Source organism: Streptomyces sp. NPDC006368 (genome assembly GCF_040612535.1).
Lineage (GTDB): Bacteria > Actinomycetota > Actinomycetes > Streptomycetales > Streptomycetaceae > Streptomyces.
The window spans coordinates 93,098-109,054 of sequence record NZ_JBEXQK010000001.1 but is presented as its reverse complement, the minus strand read 5'-3'; the positions used below and the strand labels follow the sequence as shown (position 1 = coordinate 109,054).

The 15,957-nt window shown below is 71.9% G+C and carries 13 protein-coding genes and 1 pseudogene; 9 read left to right on the top strand and 5 right to left on the bottom strand.

What is annotated here, in order from left to right:
- The first annotated feature begins 79 nt into the window (after positions 1-79).
- The 4 genes from ABZZ38_RS00535 (at position 80) to ABZZ38_RS00520 (ending at position 5,566) form a co-directional block, all read left to right on the top strand.
- Positions 80-1,447, top strand: coding sequence for a sensor domain-containing protein (locus tag ABZZ38_RS00535; RefSeq protein WP_356734310.1), 1,368 nt, complete (start codon positions 80-82; stop codon positions 1,445-1,447).
- A gap of 215 nt (positions 1,448-1,662) precedes the next feature.
- On the top strand, positions 1,663-2,322 hold the full coding sequence (locus tag ABZZ38_RS00530; RefSeq protein ID WP_356734309.1) for a response regulator transcription factor: 660 nt from the start codon (positions 1,663-1,665) through the stop codon (positions 2,320-2,322).
- 246 nt (positions 2,323-2,568) lie between these two features.
- The gene (locus ABZZ38_RS00525; protein ID WP_356734308.1) at positions 2,569-4,524 is read left to right on the top strand and encodes a 2-oxoacid:acceptor oxidoreductase subunit alpha; all 1,956 of its coding nucleotides are present in this window, start codon (positions 2,569-2,571) and stop codon (positions 4,522-4,524) included.
- Complete coding sequence (locus ABZZ38_RS00520; protein ID WP_356734307.1) at positions 4,517-5,566, top strand: 2-oxoacid:ferredoxin oxidoreductase subunit beta; 1,050 nt, start codon at positions 4,517-4,519, stop codon at positions 5,564-5,566. The genes ABZZ38_RS00525 and ABZZ38_RS00520 overlap by 8 nt, the downstream gene beginning before the upstream one ends.
- Positions 5,567-5,680: 114 nt before the next feature.
- On the opposite strand, the gene ABZZ38_RS00515 is transcribed toward ABZZ38_RS00520, so the two are convergent.
- A complete protein-coding gene (locus ABZZ38_RS00515; RefSeq protein WP_356734305.1) occupies positions 5,681-6,103 on the bottom strand; it encodes a helix-turn-helix domain-containing protein in 423 nt (140 codons plus the stop codon).
- A 90-nt stretch (positions 6,104-6,193) separates the two neighbouring features.
- On the opposite strand from ABZZ38_RS00515, the gene ABZZ38_RS00510 reads away from it, so the two are divergent.
- Together ABZZ38_RS00510 and rarD are read left to right on the top strand one after the other, a co-directional pair.
- Positions 6,194-7,063 (top strand): NAD(P)H-binding protein, encoded by an 870-nt coding sequence (locus tag ABZZ38_RS00510; RefSeq protein ID WP_356734304.1) that lies wholly within the window; start codon positions 6,194-6,196, stop codon positions 7,061-7,063.
- A gap of 100 nt (positions 7,064-7,163) precedes the next feature.
- Positions 7,164-8,144, top strand: a complete 981-nt coding sequence (gene rarD, locus ABZZ38_RS00505) for an EamA family transporter RarD (protein WP_356734303.1) — start codon at positions 7,164-7,166, stop codon at positions 8,142-8,144.
- Between the two features lie 3 nt (positions 8,145-8,147).
- Here rarD and ABZZ38_RS00500 read toward each other — a convergent pair whose 3' ends face one another.
- Both ABZZ38_RS00500 and ABZZ38_RS00495 read right to left on the bottom strand, forming a co-directional pair.
- Positions 8,148-8,540, bottom strand: coding sequence for an SRPBCC domain-containing protein (locus ABZZ38_RS00500; protein WP_356734631.1), 393 nt, complete (start codon positions 8,538-8,540; stop codon positions 8,148-8,150).
- A gap of 15 nt (positions 8,541-8,555) precedes the next feature.
- Positions 8,556-9,149 (bottom strand): annotated as a pseudogene (locus ABZZ38_RS00495) (ABATE domain-containing protein); the annotation flags it as partial.
- A 21-nt stretch (positions 9,150-9,170) separates the two neighbouring features.
- Here ABZZ38_RS00495 and ABZZ38_RS00490 point away from each other — a divergent pair.
- Both ABZZ38_RS00490 and ABZZ38_RS00485 read left to right on the top strand, forming a co-directional pair.
- On the top strand, positions 9,171-9,626 hold the full coding sequence (locus ABZZ38_RS00490) for a VOC family protein (protein ID WP_356734302.1): 456 nt from the start codon (positions 9,171-9,173) through the stop codon (positions 9,624-9,626).
- Between the two features lie 198 nt (positions 9,627-9,824).
- Entirely contained in the window at positions 9,825-11,132 is a 1,308-nt protein-coding gene (locus ABZZ38_RS00485; RefSeq protein WP_356734301.1) for a M28 family peptidase, read from the top strand.
- Between the two features lie 132 nt (positions 11,133-11,264).
- Here ABZZ38_RS00485 and ABZZ38_RS00480 read toward each other — a convergent pair whose 3' ends face one another.
- Together ABZZ38_RS00480 and ABZZ38_RS00475 are read right to left on the bottom strand one after the other, a co-directional pair.
- Positions 11,265-12,398 (bottom strand): DUF2092 domain-containing protein, encoded by a 1,134-nt coding sequence (locus ABZZ38_RS00480; RefSeq protein WP_356734299.1) that lies wholly within the window; start codon positions 12,396-12,398, stop codon positions 11,265-11,267.
- Positions 12,399-12,694: 296 nt separating this feature from the next.
- On the bottom strand, positions 12,695-13,705 hold the full coding sequence (locus ABZZ38_RS00475; RefSeq protein WP_356734298.1) for a polyprenyl synthetase family protein: 1,011 nt from the start codon (positions 13,703-13,705) through the stop codon (positions 12,695-12,697).
- Positions 13,706-13,946: 241 nt separating this feature from the next.
- Here ABZZ38_RS00475 and ABZZ38_RS00470 point away from each other — a divergent pair, with 241 nt between their 5' ends.
- Complete coding sequence (locus ABZZ38_RS00470) at positions 13,947-15,947, top strand: CocE/NonD family hydrolase (RefSeq protein WP_356734297.1); 2,001 nt, start codon at positions 13,947-13,949, stop codon at positions 15,945-15,947.
- Positions 15,948-15,957: the final 10 nt, after the last annotated feature.

The window sequence follows — 15,957 nt, the reverse complement described above, 5'->3', positions numbered from 1 at the left end:
GGTGCGCCGCCGTCCGCACCGGGAGCCTTGGAAGCACCACGCGACGAGCGCCACGAGCAGAAACGGACGGACCCCACCGATGGCCACGGCTTACGAACCGGACACCCGGCCCTCCCGGCCCGACCGGCCCCACCAACCCGACCACCAACCCGACGGGCCCACCCCGCGTCACCGTCTGCCCGCGGCGCTGCGCGCGCCGATCGAGGCCCGCACCTGGCGCGAGTTCGGCTACCTCCTGCTGAGCCTGCCGCTCAGCGTGTTCTTCTTCGTCGTCGCCATCACCGTGGCGTCGCTCGGCGCCGGGCTGCTCGTGACCTTCCTCGGCATCCCGGTCCTGGCCGCCGGGCTCGCCGTCTGCCGCGGTTTCGGCGCGGTGGAACGGGCACGCGCGCGTGCCCTGCTGCGCGCGGAGGTCGCCGACCCCGACCCCGTACGCGTGCGGCGCGGCGGGCTCATGGGGTGGGTGGGCGGTGTGCTCAAGAGCGGGGTGTCGTGGCGGCACTTCCTCTACGCGGTCGTGCACATGCCGTGGGCGGTCTTCGCCTTCTCCGTCGCGGTCACCTTCTGGGCGTACGGCTGGGCGCTGCTGACCTATCCGCTGTGGCAGTGGGTCTTCCCGGTGTACGGGGGTGTGGACGGGCTCCAGCTGTACGGCGACGGGACGCACAGCTTCTACCTGGACTCGCCGTTCGAGGTCACGGTGACGAGCCTGGCCGGCCTGGTCCTCGTACTGATCACGCCGTGGCTGATCCGTGCGCTGGCCACCGTCGACCGGCTGCTGGTGACCGGGCTGCTGGGACCGTCGCGGCTGGTCACCCGGGTCGTCGAACTGGAGTCGGACCGGGGCGTGGTCATCGACACGGCCGCCGCCGACCTGCGCCGTATCGAACGGGACCTCCACGACGGCGCGCAGGCCCGGCTCGTCGCCCTGGCGATGGATCTCGGCCTGGCCAGGGAGAAGCTGGCCGAGGACCCCCAGGCCGCGGCGCGGATGGTGGAGGAGGCGCACGGCGAGGTGAAGACCGCGCTGCAGGAGCTGCGCGACCTGGCCCGGGGCATCCACCCCGCCGTGCTCACCGACCGGGGCCTGGACGCCGCCCTGTCCGCCATCGCCACCCGCTGCACCGTGCCGGTCACCGTGACCGTCGACCTGCCGGAGCGGCCCGCCCCGGCGATCGAGGGCATCGCCTACTTCACCGTCTCCGAGCTGCTCCAGAACGTCTCCAAGCACTCCGGCGCTACCCGGGCCACCGTCGATGTGTGGCGGGTGGAGGACCGGCTGATGCTCCAGGTGGTCGACAACGGCCACGGCGGGGCCCGGCTGGAGGGCGGCGGCGGTCTGGCGGGGCTGGCCGACCGGCTCGACGCGGTGGACGGGGTCCTCGCCGTGCGCTCACCGGCCGGCGGGCCGACGACGGTCACCGCCGAGCTGCCCTGGCGCGGCTGACCGGCCCCGGGCCGGACGACCTCACCCGGAAGGCCCATCGGAAGACCCCGCCCCGAGACCCCCGGCCGGAAGGCTCTCCCCCAGTTGTCCACTGGTTGTCCACAGGCCCGCCCACGGCGCTCCGGTTGCTGGAATGCTGGTCCCGGACGCGTGACGAACGCGGGCAGGACGTGCAGGACATCGATGCGTGGGGGCTTCAGGTCGTGGAAGACAGAGTGCGTGTGGTCATCGCCGAGGACTCGGTGCTGCTCCGGGAGGGCCTGACCCGGCTGCTGACCGACCGGGGCCATGAGGTCGTCGCCGGCGTCGGGGACGGCGAGGCGCTGATCAGGACCATCGGCGACCTGGCGGCCCAGGACACTCTCCCGGACGTGGTGGTCGCGGACGTACGGATGCCGCCGACGCACACGGACGAGGGGGTGCGGGCGGCGGTGCGGCTGCGCAAGGAGCACCCCGGCATCGGGGTGCTCGTCCTGTCGCAGTACGTCGAGGAGCGGTACGCCACCGAGCTGCTGGCCGGCAACACCCGGGGCGTGGGGTACCTGCTGAAGGACCGGGTCGCCGAGGTCCGCGAGTTCGTGGACGCGGTGGTGCGGGTCGCGCGCGGCGGCACCGCCCTGGACCCGGAGGTGGTGGCGCAGCTGCTGGGGCGGAGCCGTAAGCAGGACGTCCTGGCGGGGCTGACGCCCCGCGAGCGGGAGGTCCTCGGCCTGATGGCGGAAGGGCGGACGAACTCGGCGATCGCGCGGCAGCTCGTGGTGAGCGACGGCGCGGTGGAGAAGCATGTGAGCAACATCTTCCCGAAGCTCGGGCTGTCGCCGAGCGACGGGGATCACCGACGGGTACTGGCGGTCCTGACGTACCTGAACACCTGACGGGTGGTGGGGGCGTGATCCGGAGGCACGTCGGGAGCGTCATTCACACGGCACCAGGGGGGAGACGAGCATGATCAGTCCGGATGGAGGGACGTTCCACAAACGCGTCCGAATTCCGAGCGGTCCGAGGAGGGCGACCCTTACGGACGTAGGGTGGGCGTTGGGAGCAATGGCCGGCAGGCCGACTCCCGAGCGTTCCCCCGCTGACGGCGGGGAGGCCCCTTGTCTTGAGGGAGGTCCAGTTCAGTGACCAGCCAGGTCAGTAGCCCAGCCGAGCAGTCCGGCGAGGCCGAGACGGACGAGGCCGTCGTCGGGGAGCAGCGCACCGCTCCGGCGCGGCAGGGTGGCGAGAAGGAAGTGCGTCGTCTGGAGCGGGTGATCATCCGTTTCGCGGGTGACTCGGGCGACGGTATGCAGCTGACGGGTGACCGGTTCACCTCGGAGACGGCGACGTTCGGCAACGATCTGTCGACCCTGCCGAACTTCCCGGCCGAGATCCGGGCGCCCGCCGGGACCCTGCCGGGTGTCTCCTCCTTCCAGCTGCACTTCGCCGACCACGACATCCTCACCCCCGGTGACGCGCCGAACGTACTGGTGGCGATGAACCCCGCCGCGCTGAAGGCCAACATCGGTGACGTACCACGCGGCGGCGAGATCATCGTCAACACCGACGAGTTCGCCAAGCGGGCGATGGCGAAGGTCGGCTATGAGACGAGTCCGCTGGAGGACGGCTCCCTGGACGGCTACCGCGTCCACCCGGTGCCGCTGACGACGCTGACGATCGAGGCGCTCAAGGACTTCGGCCTGCCGCGCAAGGAGGCCGAGCGGTCGAAGAACATGTTCGCGCTGGGGCTGTTGTCGTGGATGTACCACCGGCCCACCGAGGGCACGGAGAAGTTCCTGCGGCGCAAGTTCGCCCGTAAGCCCGAGATCGCCGAGGCGAACGTGGCGGCCTTCCGGGCGGGGTGGAACTTCGGGGAGACCACCGAGGACTTCGCGGTCTCCTACGAGGTCGCCCCCGCGACGCAGGCCTTCCCACCCGGTACGTACCGCAACATCTCCGGGAACCTCGCGCTGTCGTACGGGCTGATCGCCGCCTCCCGCCAGGCCGACCTGCCGCTGTATCTGGGCTCGTATCCGATCACCCCGGCCTCGGACATCCTGCACGAGCTGTCGAAGCACAAGAATTTCGGCGTGCGGACCTTCCAGGCGGAGGACGAGATCGCGGGGATCGGCGCGGCGCTGGGGGCGGCGTTCGGTGGTTCGCTGGCGGTGACCACCACCTCCGGTCCCGGTGTGGCGCTGAAGTCGGAGACGATCGGGCTGGCGGTCTCACTGGAGCTGCCGCTGCTGATCGTGGACATCCAGCGCGGCGGGCCGTCGACCGGTCTGCCGACCAAGACCGAGCAGGCCGATCTGCTGCAGGCGATGTTCGGGCGCAACGGTGAGGCGCCGGTGCCGATCGTGGCGCCGCGTACGGCGGCGGACTGTTTCGACGCGGCCCTGGAGGCCGCCCGCATCGCCCTGACCTACCGCACCCCCGTCTTCCTCCTGTCCGACGGGTACCTGGCCAACGGCAGCGAGCCGTGGCGGATCCCCGACCTGGACGAGCTGCCGGACCTGCGCGTGCAGTTCGCCTCGGGGACCAACCACACGCTGGCCGACGGGACCGAGGTGTTCTGGCCCTACAAGCGCGACCCGCACACCCTGGCCCGGCCGTGGGCCGTGCCGGGCACGCCGGGTCTGGAGCACCGCATCGGCGGGATCGAGAAGCAGGACGGCTCGGGCAACATCTCCTACGACCCGGCCAACCACGACTTCATGGTCCGCACCCGCCAGGCCAAGGTCGACGGCATCCAGGTCCCGGACCTCGAGGTCGACGACCAGGACGGGGCCCGCACGCTCGTCCTGGGGTGGGGCTCGACGTACGGGCCGATCACCGCCGCCGTGCGCCGCATCCGCAAGGAGGGCGGCCGGATCGCCCAGGCCCACCTGCGCCATCTCAACCCCTTCCCGCGCAACCTCGGCGAGATCCTTGGCAGGTACGACAAGGTCGTGATCCCGGAGATGAACCTCGGCCAGCTCGCCACCCTCATCCGGGCCACGTACCTCGTCGACGTACGCAGCCACAACCAGGTCAACGGCATGCCGTTCAAGGCCGAGCAGCTGGCCACGGCTCTGAAGGAGGCCATCGATGAGTGAGGCGCTGAAACTGGTGCCCAAGGCCGAGGGCAAGCAGTCGATGAAGGACTTCAAGTCCGACCAGGAGGTGCGCTGGTGCCCGGGGTGCGGTGACTACGCGATCCTGGCCGCCGTGCAGGGCTTCATGCCCGAGCTCGGCCTGGCCAAGGAGAACATCGTCTTCGTCTCCGGCATCGGCTGCTCCTCCCGTTTCCCGTACTACATGAACACCTACGGGATGCACTCCATCCACGGCCGCGCCCCCGCCATCGCCACCGGACTGGCCTCCTCCCGCCCCGACCTGTCCGTCTGGGTCGTCACGGGCGACGGAGACGCGCTGTCGATCGGCGGCAACCACCTCATCCACGCCCTGCGCCGCAACGTCAACCTCAAGATCCTGCTCTTCAACAACCGGATCTACGGCCTGACGAAAGGCCAGTACTCCCCCACCAGCGAGGTCGGCAAGATCACCAAGTCGACACCGATGGGCTCGCTCGACGCGCCGTTCAACCCGGTGTCGCTGGCCATCGGCGCGGAGGCGTCCTTCGTCGCCCGGACCGTCGACTCCGACCGCAAGCACCTCACCGAGGTGCTACGGGCCGCCGCCGACCACCCCGGTACCGCCCTGGTGGAGATCTACCAGAACTGCAACATCTTCAACGACGGCGCCTTCGACGCCCTCAAGGACAAGCAGCAGGCGGAGGAGGCCGTGATCCGCCTGGAGCACGGCCGGCCGATCCGCTTCGGGCCCGACCGGTCCAAGGGCGTCATCAGAGACACCGTCACCGGTGACCTCCAGGTCGTCACGGTCACCCCGGACAACGAGGCGCGCGTCCTCGTCCACGACGCACGCAACCCCAGCCCCACCACCGCCTTCGCGCTCTCCCGCCTCGCCGACCCCGACACCCTGCACCACACCCCCATCGGCGTCTTCCGCAGCGTCGACCGTCCCGTCTACGACACCCTCATGGCCGATCAGCTCGACACCGCCGTCGAACGCAACGGCAAGGGCGACCTCGCCACGCTCCTCGCGGGCGGCGACACCTGGACGGTCGTCGGATAGGGCCGAGCCGGACGGCAAACCGGACGGCCATCCGAACGGCAAAGGGGCACCCTCTCCCCCGAGGGTGCCCCTTCCGCGCTTCTTCGCTTCCTTCTTCTTCCTTGCTCCTTCGTCCTAATCCCTCGCGTGGTTCCTCGCGTGGTTCCTCGCTTGGTCGTACGCCTCGCGGGCCGTCACGACCGCGTCGAGCCGCCGCTCCGTCCACCGCGCCAGCGCCCACACCTGCTCCGCCGCCTCCCTGCCGAGGGCGGTGAGCGAGTAGTCGACGCGCGGCGGGATCACGGGCTTGGCGTCGCGGTGGACGAAGCCGTCCCGCTCCAGGGTCTGGAGGGTCTGGGTGAGCATCTTCTCGCTCACGCCGCCGATGGTGCGGCGCAGCTCGCTGAAGCGGTACGAGCGTTCCAGGAGCGCGGCGAGGACCAGCACGCCCCACCGGCTGGTGACGTGCTCCAGCACCAGCCGGGACGGGCACATCGGTTCGTTGACGTTCGGCACCGCCGGAAGGGTCGTGCTCGCGGGCTCTCGACTTACGGGCATGCCAGTACCTTACTTCAAAGTAGGTACTTTCGAAAAGTAAGTGCTCAACGTAGCGTCGGTGCGACATCGCCCACGAAAGAGAGAAACCCCATGAGCATCGTCGTCACCGGAGCCACCGGCCGCCTGGGCCGCCTCGTCATCGACGCCCTGCTGGACCAGGGCGTCCCGGCGTCCGGCATCGCCGCCGTCGTACGCGACAAGGCCAAGGCCGCCGACCTGGCGGAGCGCGGCGTCGAGCTGCGGATCGCCGACTACAGCCGGCCCGAGACCCTCGCCGGCGCGTTCACGGCCGGTGACCGCGTCCTGCTGATCTCCGGCAGCGAGGTCGGACAGCGGGTACCCCAGCACGCCGCCGTGATCAGCGCGGCGAAGGCGGCGGGCGTCGCACAGCTGGCGTACACCGGAATCCTCGGCGGGCCGGAGGCCGACTTCGAGCTGGCCGCCGAGCACAGGGCCACCGAGGAGCTGATCCTCGGCTCCGGCCTGCCGTACACGCTCCTGCGCAACGGCTGGTACACCGAGAACTACACCGAGCACCTCGCCCCGGTCCTGGAGCACGGTGCCGTCGTCGCCAACGCCGGTGAGGGCCGCGTCGCCTCCGCCGCGCGCGCCGACTACGCCGCCGCGGCGGCGGCCGTGCTGACCGGTGAGGCCGAGCGCCACCTGGGCCGGGCGTACGAGCTGAGCGGCGATGTGGCGTGGTCCTTCGCCGAGTACGCGGCCGAGGTGGCCCGCCAGTCCGGCGAGCCCGTCACCTACGAGGACGTCCCGGCCGGGACGCACCTGGACATCCTCACCGGCGCGGGTGTGCCGGAGCCGTTCGCCGCGATCCTCGTCGACGTCGACAGGGCGATCGGGCGGGGCCGGCTGTCCGCCACGAGCGGTGACCTGGCCCGTCTGATCGGGCGCCCGACGACACCCCTCGCCGACTCGGTCGCGCGGGCGCTGCGACAGCGGTGACACACAACGTCATGACCGTCTCGGGGTACGGGCATGACAACCCGACCGCCCGGCGCTACCTTCGGCAGAGCACCGGGCAGGACGGGACAGGAGGCGGCCCATGGCGACGGCGAAGAGCGGTGGCGACCAGCGAGCGGGACTCCTGTACGGGATCGGGGCCTATGGCATCTGGGGCCTGGTCCCTCTCTTCTGGCCGCTGCTGAAGCCCGCGGGCGCGGGCGAGATCCTGGCCCACCGGATGGTGTGGTCCCTGGTCGCCGTCGGTCTCGCCCTGCTGGCACTGCGCCGCTGGGCCTGGATACGCCCGCTGCTGCGGCAGCCGCGCACGCTGGGCCTGCTCGCGGTCGCCGCGGCCGTGATCACCGTCAACTGGGGCCTGTACATCTGGTCGGTGAACACGGGTCATGTGGTGGAGGCGTCCCTCGGCTACTTCATCAACCCGCTGGTCACCATCGCCATGGGCGTCCTGCTGCTCAAGGAGCGGCTGCGGCCGGCCCAGTGGGCGGCGGTCGGAACCGGCACCGCGGCGGTGGTGGTCCTGACCGTCGGGTACGGGCGCCCGCCCTGGATCTCGCTCACGCTCGCCTTCTCGTTCGCCGTGTACGGCCTGGTCAAGAAGAAGGCCAACCTCGGGGGCCTGGAGTCGCTGGCGGCGGAGACCGCGATCCAGTTCCTGCCCGCGCTGGCCTTTCTGCTGTGGCTCGGCGCCCAGGGCGCGGCCACCTTCGGCACCGCGGGCGCGGGGCACGCCGCGCTGCTCGCGGCGACGGGATTGGTCACCGCCGCGCCGCTGGTGTGCTTCGGCGCCGCGGCGATACGGGTGCCGCTGTCGACACTCGGGCTGTTGCAGTACCTGGCGCCGGTGTCCCAGTTCCTGCTGGGTGTCGCGTACTTCCACGAGGCGATGCCCCCGGAGCGGTGGGCGGGCTTCTCGCTGGTGTGGCTGGCCCTGACGGTACTGACATGGGACGCCCTGCGGACGTCACGGCGTACGCGGGCGGAGGCACCGCGCCGGAGGGCGGCGCCGGACAGGACGGGGACGCCGGACACCCCCGAGACCACGGCGACACCCCGCCCCTGACGCCTACGGCCGCAGCTCCGCGGCCACCCGGTCCATCACGGCCTTCCAGTGCGCACGGCGACGCTCCCGCTCCTCCGCGCCCGCCAGCCGCTCCTGGTGGAAGCGGAGCACCGTCTTCCCGGGCCCGGCGGCGGTGACGGCCACCTGCAGGGTCGTCTCCCCGTAGGTGAGCCGGATCCGGTCGCCCGGCCGGTGGCTGCGCACTTCGCCCGTGACGCCGTCGGCGGTGGTGTACTGCGCGCCCTTCTCCACCGGCAGGCCGTGCGTGGCTCCGAGCCAGAGCGCGACACCCTCGGGGCTCGTGACGAAGTCCCAGACGGCGTCGGCAGGCAGGGGCAGGGTCTTCGACACGCCGATCTCCCAGCCGGCGTCCTTGGTCAGGCCCGTGGGTGTCATGGCGTCTTCTCCTTCGGGTGCGGTACGGGCGCGGTGGGCCCGTACCTTGTGGCGGTTGCCGCACCGTCCCATCGCGCACCAGCGGCGGCGGCCGGGGCGTGAGGTGTCGACGAAGAGCAGGAAGCAGTCGTGGGCGCCGCACTCCCGGACGCGATGCGCGTACGGGCCGGTGAACAGGTCGACGGCGTCGCGCGCGATCGTGGACAGCAGCGCGGGGACGCTCTCGGCGTCCGGTGCCCACGCGCGCGTGCCGGTCGCCGTCATGCGGACGGCGAGCGGTGGCCGGGCCGCGGCGGTGTTGAGCACCGCCAGGTCCGGCCCGGCGGGGGCACGGCCGTGCGCCCGGTCGGCGGTGAGGCGCTGGAGGGCGTCCCGGAGCTCGCGTACGGCCGCCAGGTCCCGCTCGTGGACGTCGAGCCGCAGGCCGGGATCGAGACGGCTCGCCGCCACCCAGTCCAGGAGCCCGGCCGGAGTGTCGAGCACCTCGTACCGGGCGAGCGGGCCGGGGCCGCCGGTCGTCAGCAGCTCCAGGCACAGCGCCCCCGGATCGAAGCGGTGGGAGCGCCCTTCCGGCGTGTCCGGGGTCGGACCCGTTGCCACCCCACTCATGTAACCAATATGAGTGGTTACATGACGACCCTCCACTGGAAACTCGTGATCGACGCGAACGACCCGCACACCCAGGCCGACTTCTGGGCGAGCGCCCTCGGTTACCTGGTCGAGGACAACAGCGCCCACATCGACCGGCTCATCGGCCTCGGCGTCGTGGCGGAGGACCGGGACACCGTGGAGGCACACGGTCGGCGCGCATGGCGGGATCTGGTCGCCGTCCGCCATCCGGACGATCCCTACGACGAGGCGACCGGCATCGGGCTCGGCCGGCGGCTGCTCTTCCAGCGCGTCCCGGAGGTGAAGTCCGTCAAGAACCGCCTCCATCTCGACCTGCACACCGACCCCGGCAGGCGGGACGCGGAGGTCGCCCGGCTGGAGGAGCTGGGCGCGGCCGTCCTGCGGCACGTCAGCGTGCCGGGGGGCGAGTGGACCGTGATGACGGATCCGGAGGGGAACGAGTACTGCGTGCAATGAGGGCCGCCCGACAGGGGCGTCAGTTGTCCGCTCAGCGAACGGCGGTGTCCGAGAAGCGCTCTTGACGATATGTCATGTCCTCGCCGAACATTCAGCACGCACACCGCACCAGCAGCTCCAGCGCCCCGCGCCACCCACGGCCGCGGGGCGTCTCGCACGTTCCGTCCCATCCCCGCACGGAATCCCCGGAGCCCCCACATGAACCTCTCCAGAGGAACCGCCGCGGCCACCGCGGCTCTCGCCCTCGCCGGGCTGCTCGCCACGGCGTCCCCGTCCCTGTCGGCGCCCGTGCCGACGGCCGCCGCGGCGCCGGACATACCCGTCGCCAACGTCAAGGCGCACCTCACCCAGCTCCAGTCCATAGCGAGCGCCAACGGCGGCAACCGCGCCCACGGCCGCGCCGGCTACAAGGCGTCCATCGACTATGTGAAGGCCAAGCTGGACGCCGCCGGATTCACCACCACGGTCCAGCAGTTCACGTACAACGGCACCACCGGCTACAACCTCATCGCCGACTGGCCCGGCGGCGACACCAACCAGGTCCTGATGGCCGGCGCGCACCTCGACTCCGTCTCCTCCGGCGCCGGCATCAACGACAACGGCTCCGGCTCCGCCGCCGTCCTGGAGACCGCGCTCGCCGTCTCCCGCGCCCAGTACAAGCCCGCCAAACACCTGCGGTTCGGCTGGTGGGGCGCGGAGGAGCTGGGCCTGGTCGGGTCCAAGCACTACGTCAACAACCTGCCGTCGACCGAGCGCGCCAAGCTCTCCGGCTACCTCAACTTCGACATGATCGGGTCGCCCAACCCCGGGTACTTCGTGTACGACGACGACCCGACGATCGAGAAGACCTTCAAGGACTACTTCGCGGGCCTCGGCGTGGCCACCGAGATCGAGACGGAAGGCGACGGCCGCTCCGACCACGCCTCGTTCAAGAACGCCGGCATCGCGGTCGGCGGCCTGTTCACCGGCGCCAGCCGTACGAAGACGAGCGCGCAGGCGCAGAAGTGGGGCGGAACGGCTGGCCAGGCCTTCGACCGCTGCTACCACTCGTCGTGCGACACGACGGCCAACATCAACGACACGGCGCTCGACCGGAACAGCGACGCGATCGCCCACGCCATCTGGTCGCTGTCCGCCGGGACGACCGAACCGCCGACCGGTGACGTGTACGAGAACACGGCGGACGTCGCCATTCCGGACAACGGCGCGGCCGTGACCTCGACGGTCACCGTCTCGGGCCGTACGGGCAACGCCCCCGTCGCGCTGCGCGTCGGCGTCGACATCGTGCACACCTGGCGCGGCGACGTGGTGGTCGACCTGGTGGCCCCGGACGGCACCGCCTACCGCCTGAAGAACTCCAGCTCCTCGGATTCGGCCGACAACGTCCAGACCACGTACACGGTCGACGCGTCGAGCGAGGCGGCGAACGGGGCCTGGAAGCTGCGGGCCCAGGACGTGGCCGCCCAGGACACGGGCTACATCAACGCGTTCCGTCTGACGTTCTGACGTTCTGACGTCCTGACGTTCTGACGTCCTGACGTCCTGACCGCGGCACGGCCAACGGCCGGTGGCCGTAGGCGGGGGTGTCCCCGCGTACGGCCACTGCCGCGTGCCGTTTCGCGTTGCCGTTTCGCGTCGCTACTTCGCGCCGTTCGCGACGGCGATGAGCCTCTCCGGGGTCACCGCGCCCGCGTACAGCTTGCCGTCGTCCGTCAGGAGGGCGTTGACCAGACGGGTCTTGAAGACGGTGCCGGACCCGAACTTCCCCGAGACCTTGTCGCCCAGGACGTCCAGGAACCGACCCGCCTCCGCGGGGACGCCCTCGCCGCCCGGCGCACCGAGCCGGGCGACGGTCGTCCAGCCCTCACCGATGACGTTCACGTCCTCGAAGCCCTTGGCGAGCTCCTCGGCACGGCCCTCGGCGCGGCCCTCGTGAGCGCTCTTCGAGGGCGCGGCCTCCTTGGGCGCCTCGGTCACCTTCGCGCCCTTGGGCAGGGCGAACGCCGACGCCGCCGGCGCGCCGAAGTCGACCTTCGTGAAGCCGGCGTCGACCGCGGCCTTGCCGCCGCCGCTCGGGGTGAGCGTGAACTTCAGCGGTACGCCCTTCTCCGCGTCCACCGCCACCTTGATCGAGCCGATCGTCGAGCCGCTCTGCTTGGGCTTGATGAGCAGCTGGTACGCGTCGCGCCCGGCGATCCGCGCCGTACCGTCGACCGTCACCGAGGTGGTGTCGTCGACGGCCTTCAGCGCCTCGTCCACGAGGTCCTCGGGGGTGGCCGGCAGCTCCGGCCCGGGGGTGTTCCGCGCGCCGGGCCCGGTCGAGTGGACCGCCTCCCCGGACGCGCCGTCGTACGCCCATACGTCGTCCCCGTTGCGTATCAGGCTGTACTCGGCGGCGTCGTCCACGAAGGTCAGCCGCTGTCTGTCCGGGCCGTCCGCCGCCACGCGCAGCGTGTGCGTCCCCGAGGCGAGCTCCATCAGCTTCCCGCCCTCGGCGCCGCCCGCTCCCCCAAGGCCGCCCAGGTCGCCGAGGCCGGCCAGGGACGGGAGCCCCAGGTCCGTCGTGACCTTCACCGTGCCGGACATCCGCTGCGCGTCCGACGCGGCGATCTTCTCCACCAGCTGCTGTGCCGTGATCTCCGGCAGTTCGGGGTCACCGGATGCCGCGAGCGCCGGGACGAGCCCGATCGTCGCCGCGGCCACTCCGGCCACCGCGACCGGGACGGCGTACCGCGCCGTCTTCCTGCGCCCGGCGCTGTCGTTCGGTGCCATGTGTGCCTACCTCCGTGGTGAGCGAGCCTTCTGTCTCAATCTGACCAAAAGGCACCCACCAAGGCGTCAGCCCCCGGGCTCGACTTCCGTACTGCTCAAGGATGACCCGGACCCCGACAGGCCCTTAGGTCGTGTCTTCGAAGTCCCGTCTGCCCGTCGACGTCTGGCACGCACGCTCACTGCGTTGTCAGTCGCCAATGCTCCGCAGTGGCTCCTCCCTCCGCCTTGCGATCGCACGCGCCAGAGGCCGCCAGGCCCGCCCTTCGGGCGGACGACGCTACTTTGAAGACACTCCCTCAGCCCGCGCGGTGCACCACGAGGTCGCACAGCTCCTCCAGCGCGGACTTCGCGTAGCACTCCGGCAGCGGCGCCAGCATCGCCCGCGCGTCCTGGGCGTACCGCACGGTGTCGCGCCGCGCCAGCTCCAGCGCGGGGTGGACGCGCAGCCGGCGCAGCGCCTCCGCGTGCCGCTCGTCGTCCGTCAGGTCGCTGTCCAGCAGCTCGACCAGCGCCAGGTCCTCCGCCGTCCCGGACGCCGCCGCCTGCGCGCGCAGGTGCAGCACCGGCAGGGTGGGGACGCCCTCCCGCAGGTCGGTGCCGGGCGTCTTGCCGGACTCGTGGGAGTCGGAGGCGATGTCCAGCAGGTCGTCGGCGAGCTGGAAGGCGACGCCCAGCCGTTCGCCGTACTGCGTCAGGATGTCGACGACCCGCTCGTCCGCGCCGGACATCATCGCGCCGAACCGGCCGGAGACGGCGATCAGCGAGCCGGTCTTGCCGGCGATGACGTCCAGGTAGTGCCCGACCGGGTCGGCCCCGTCGCGGGGGCCGGCCGTCTCCAGGATCTGGCCCGTGACCAGCCGCTCGAAGGCCTGCGCCTGGACGCGTACGGCCTCCGGGCCGAGGTCGGCCAGGATGTGTGACGCGCGGGCGAAGAGGAAGTCACCCGTCAGGACGGCCACCGAGTTGCCCCAGCGGGCGTTGGCACTGGCCACGCCGCGCCGCACGTCGGCCTCGTCCATGACGTCGTCGTGGTACAGCGTCGCCAGGTGGGTGAGCTCGATGACGACGGCCGACGGCACGATGCCCGGTGCGTGCGGGTCGCCGAACTGCGCGGCGAGCATCACCAGCAGCGGGCGGAACCGCTTGCCGCCGGCCCGGACGAGATGCTGGGCCGCCTCGGTGATGAAGGGCACGTCGCTCTTGCAGGCATCGAGGAGCCCTGCCTCGACAGCCGCCAATCCGGTCTGGACATCGGCTTCCAGAGCCTGGTCCCGCACGCTCAGCCCGAACGGCCCGACTGCGGTCACGAGGGGGTCTCCTGTCTGCTGACGATCACACGGATTGTCGATGTGTCGCTGGATTCACTCAAGTCAGCGTATCCGGTCGCCTTTCGATCACCGTGGGCGCCTTCCCGCCTCCCCCGGTATGTTCAGGATCAGCCAATACCGCCCGATAAGTGACGATTTTCCCTCACCCGAGAAGCCCAGTCCCCCAGCCGCCCGAGCCTCTCCGAAGCCCAGAGCCCTCCGATGCCCCGAGGCCCCCGCCATGCGCTTCCGTACCTCCTTCCCGTACGAGACCGCCCACGAGGACGTCCGCGTCCCGATGCCGGACAGCACCCGGCTGTACGCCCGGATCTGGCGGCCCCTGACCGACGAGCCCGTGCCCGCGCTCCTGGAGTACGAGCCGCACCGGCTGACCGACGCGACCGCGCCGCGCGACCGGCAGCGCCACCCCTGGTACGCGGGCCACGGCTACGCCTCGGTACGGGTCGACGTGCGCGGGCACGGCAACAGCGAGGGCGTGCCGGGCACCGCGCACCACGCCACCGGGCGCGCGGGCGCCACCGAGCTCGCGGACGGCGTCGAGGTCGTCAACTGGCTCGCCGCCCGCCCCTGGTGCACCGGGCGGGTCGGCATGATCGGCATCGGCTGGGGCGGCTCCACCGCCCTGCGCGTCGCCGCCCTCGCCCCCGGACCGCTCGGGGCGGTGGTCACCGTCTGCGCCCCGGACAGCCGGTACGACGAGGACGCCCCCCGCCCGGGCGGCGCGGTCCTCACCGCGGGCCTGCACTCCGCCCCCGCCGACCTGCTCGCCTTCGCGGCCCGGCCGCCGGACCCCGCACACGTCGGCGACCTCTGGCGCGAGATGTGGCTGGCGCGCCTGGAGGCCCTGGAACCGCCGCTCCCCACCTGGCCGGACCACCGGGCGCGCGACGAGCACGGACGCGGCGCCGGCTCCCAGGCGGCCATCGAGGCGCCCGTCCTCGCGGTCGGCGGCTGGCACGACCCGTACCGCGACGCCGTCCTGCGGCTGGTCGAGCACCTGCCGCGCGACCGGGTCCGCGGCATCATCGGCCCCTGGTCGCACCAGTACCCGGACCGGGGCCTGCCGCCCGGCCCGGCGATCGGCTTCCTCCAGGAGACGCTGCGCTGGTGGGATCACCACCTGAAGGGCCGGGACACCGGCGTCATGCGGGAGCCCCTCCTGCGCTCCTGGCTCCCCGCGTCGCACCCGCCCGCGACGACGTACCCGGAGCTGCCCGGCCGCTGGGTCGCCGACGACGCGTGGCCGTCCCCGAACGTCACGCCCGTCACGTACGCCCTCCAGGGCCCGCACGTCCTCGTCCGCTCGCCCCAGCACACCGGCCTCGACGCGGGCCGGTTCGTCCCCTCCGGCAACGACGCCGACCTGCCGCCCGACCAGCGCGCCGAGGACGCCCACTCGGCGTGCTTCGACTTCCCCGTCCCGCCCGGCGGCGGCCCGATCGAGATCCTCGGCCGGCCCCGGGTCCGCCTGGCCCTGCGCGGCCACGCCCCCACCGGCCAGGTGATCGCCCGCCTCTGCGACGTCGCCCCCGGCGGGGCCTCCACCCTGGTGACGCGCGGCGCCCTCGCACTCCGCGCCGAAGGCCCACCCGACGGCGAGGAGAACGGCGGCGAGGAGAACGGCGAGCACGTCTTCGACCTCCACCCGATCGCCCACACCTTCCCACCCGGCCACCGGGTACGGCTCGCGGTCTCGTCCGCGTACTGGCCCTGGATCTGGCCCGCCCCCGACGCCGCCGGCTTCACCCTCGACCCGGCGAGCTGCTCCCTCGAACTCCCCCTCCGCGCCCCCACCACCGACACCGTCACCTTCCAGGAGCCCGAGCAGTCCCTTCCCCTCGGCATCAACCACCCCGCCACCCTCGACGAGGCCCAGCGCCCCGCCCTCCTCCTGGTCCGCGATGTGGCCCGGGGCGTGTGGCGGCTGGAGGCGGACCCCCAGTACGGCGGCGTGCGGATCCACCCGGACGGACTCGAACACGGCGAGGACGCCGTGGAGACGTACACGATCACCGAGGACGACCCTCTCTCCGCCCGCGCCCGCACCGCCTGGACGATCCGGTTCCACCGCCCGGACCTCCCCTGGAACGCCTCCGTCGACACGCGCTCCGAGATCACGTGCGACCCGGACCACTTCATCGCCTCCAGCGAAGTGATCTGCAAGGAAGGGGCCGAGGTCGTCTTCCACCGCACCTGGGAGAAGCGCGTTCCCCGTACCTGACGGCCGGAGC

Coding starts and splice junctions, on each gene's coding strand:
- ABZZ38_RS00535 (WP_356734310.1), top strand. CDS start 80: ATGGCCACGGCTTACGAACCGGACACCCGGCCCTCCCGGCCCGACCGG.
- ABZZ38_RS00520 (WP_356734307.1), top strand. CDS start 4,517: ATGAGTGAGGCGCTGAAACTGGTGCCCAAGGCCGAGGGCAAGCAGTCG.
- ABZZ38_RS00480 (WP_356734299.1), bottom strand. CDS start 12,398: ATGGCACCGAACGACAGCGCCGGGCGCAGGAAGACGGCGCGGTACGCC.
- ABZZ38_RS00515 (WP_356734305.1), bottom strand. CDS start 6,103: ATGCCCGTAAGTCGAGAGCCCGCGAGCACGACCCTTCCGGCGGTGCCG.
- rarD (WP_356734303.1), top strand. CDS start 7,164: ATGGCGACGGCGAAGAGCGGTGGCGACCAGCGAGCGGGACTCCTGTAC.
- ABZZ38_RS00470 (WP_356734297.1), top strand. CDS start 13,947: ATGCGCTTCCGTACCTCCTTCCCGTACGAGACCGCCCACGAGGACGTC.
- ABZZ38_RS00510 (WP_356734304.1), top strand. CDS start 6,194: ATGAGCATCGTCGTCACCGGAGCCACCGGCCGCCTGGGCCGCCTCGTC.
- ABZZ38_RS00490 (WP_356734302.1), top strand. CDS start 9,171: ATGACGACCCTCCACTGGAAACTCGTGATCGACGCGAACGACCCGCAC.
- ABZZ38_RS00485 (WP_356734301.1), top strand. CDS start 9,825: ATGAACCTCTCCAGAGGAACCGCCGCGGCCACCGCGGCTCTCGCCCTC.
- ABZZ38_RS00500 (WP_356734631.1), bottom strand. CDS start 8,540: ATGACACCCACGGGCCTGACCAAGGACGCCGGCTGGGAGATCGGCGTG.